The organism is Alcanivorax sp. HI0083 (assembly GCF_001635175.1).
The window spans coordinates 1-2237 of sequence record NZ_LWFX01001623.1; the positions used below are offsets into that span (position 1 = coordinate 1).

Here is a 2237-nt window from a genome sequence, read left to right on the forward strand (position 1 = left end):
CCCTGAAGAGGTACGAGTGGCTCTGGTCGACGGACAACGTCTGTATGACCTAGATATTGAACACCGCACACGAGAACAGAAAAAAGCCAACATTTACAAAGGCAAGATCACCCGGGTAGAACCGTCCCTGGAAGCGGCTTTTGTAGACTTCGGCGCCGAGCGCCACGGCTTCCTTCCCCTCAAGGAAATTTCCCGCCAGTACTTCCAGAAAGACCCCAAAGACATTCAGGGTCGCGTTAACATCAAGGAAGTCATCAAGGAAGGCCAGGAAGTCATCGTTCAGGTGGCCAAGGAGGAGCGCGGCAATAAAGGCGCCGCCCTCACCACCTTCATCAGCCTGGCTGGCCGCTACCTGGTACTGATGCCCAACAACCCCCGTGCCGGCGGCATCTCCCGTCGCATCGAAGGGGAAGAGCGCGCGCAACTGAAAGAAGCGCTGGGTGCACTGACCATTCCCGACGAAATGGGCGTGATCGTGCGCACCGCCGGGCTGGGCCGCAGTGCTGAAGAGCTGCAGTGGGACCTGAACTACCTGCTGAAGCTATGGACCTCCATTGACGATGCCTCCCAGGATCGCAAGGCGCCCTTCCTGATCTATCAGGAATCCAACGTCATCATTCGCGCCATCCGCGACTACCTGCGCAAAGACATCGGCGAAGTGCTGATCGACTCCAAAAAAGTCTACGACGAAGCCCAGGGCTTTGTTCAGCAGGTGATGCAGGACTTCCAGCACAAGATCAAACTGTACGACGACGAGACCCCGCTGTTCTCCCGTTTCCAGATTGAATCGCAAATCGAAACCGCCTTCGAGCGGGAAGTGAAGCTGCCCTCCGGTGGCTCCATTGTCATCGACCCGACAGAAGCACTGGTGTCCATCGACATCAACTCCTCCCGTGCCACCAAGGGCGCGGATATCGAAGAAACCGCCCTGAACACCAACCTGGAAGCCGCCGAAGAAATCGCCCGGCAGCTGCGCCTGCGTGATATCGGCGGCCTGATCGTGGTGGATTTCATCGACATGGGCCCCGCACGCAACCAGCGTGACGTGGAAAACCGCATGCGCGATGCGCTGGAGCAAGACCGGGCCCGCATCCAGCTGGGCCGTATCTCCCGCTTCGGCCTGCTGGAACTGTCCCGTCAACGGCTTCGCCCCAGCCTCGGCGAGACATCCAGCATCGTCTGCCCGCGTTGCGACGGCCAGGGCCATATCCGTGATGTGAAATCACTGGCGCTGAGCATTCTTCGTCTTATCGAAGAAGAAGTGATGAAAGAGCGCACCGGCGAGATTCAGGCCCAGGTGCCGGTGGCCGTGGCCACCTACCTGCTCAATGAAAAGCGTGATCCCCTGCGCGCCATTGAGAAGAACCACAATGTTCGCGTGGTCATCATTCCCAACCAGAACCTGGACACGCCCCACTTCGAAGTTGAGCGCATCCGTGATGACCAGACGTCCGCTCAGCTGAGCCACGAGATGGACCTGCTGGAGGGCAACAAGGATGCCGATATCGCCTCCGCCCAGGACACGGAAATCAAGACCCAGGAGCCCGCCGTCAAACTGATGGCTCCGGACACCGCCCCACCGCCGCCCAAACCGGCAGCTGCCGCACCGACAGCGCAGGCCCAGAACCTGGGTCTGCTGGCGCGTCTGTTCACCTGGCTTGCCCAGGTCTTTACCGCTGAGCCCAAGCCCGCCAAGGTGAAGAAAGAACAGCCCCAGCGCAAAGGCGATAACAAGCAGCGCCAGCAGCAGAACGCCCGTGGCCGTGGTGGCAACAACCGCAACCGCAACGACAATCGTAATGACGGCCGCAACAACGATAACCGCGGCAAGAACGACAACCGCAACAAGCGCGATGGCGGCAAAGCAGGCGATAACGACAATCGCAATAACCGCAACAAACGCCAGAACGACAAGGATGGCGGCCGCAAGAACGACAACCGCCAGGCAGACAATCGCGCTTCCGACAATCGCAACGATAACCGTAGCGATAACAAGGACGACGGTAACCGTAACGAGCGTCGTGGCCGTAATGACAACCGTCGCAACAACCGCAACAATGACAACCGTGGCGACGGTCGTAACGACAACAAGGCAAATGACAGCGGCAAACCGCGTAACAACCGCAAGCCGGACAATGCTGCTGACAGCGCCGACAGCAAAGGCAACGACAAGGGCCCGAAAGCCCCCCGCCGCACCGATGCCAAAGACGATCGTCCGCTACGCGAACGCCAGCGTC

Annotated in this window: 1 protein-coding gene; it reads left to right on the forward strand. The window is 59.5% G+C overall.

From position 1 onward, the window contains the following. On the forward strand, positions 1-2237 hold a 2237-nt coding region (gene rne / locus A3754_RS23995; protein ID WP_063521545.1), incomplete at both ends, for a ribonuclease E.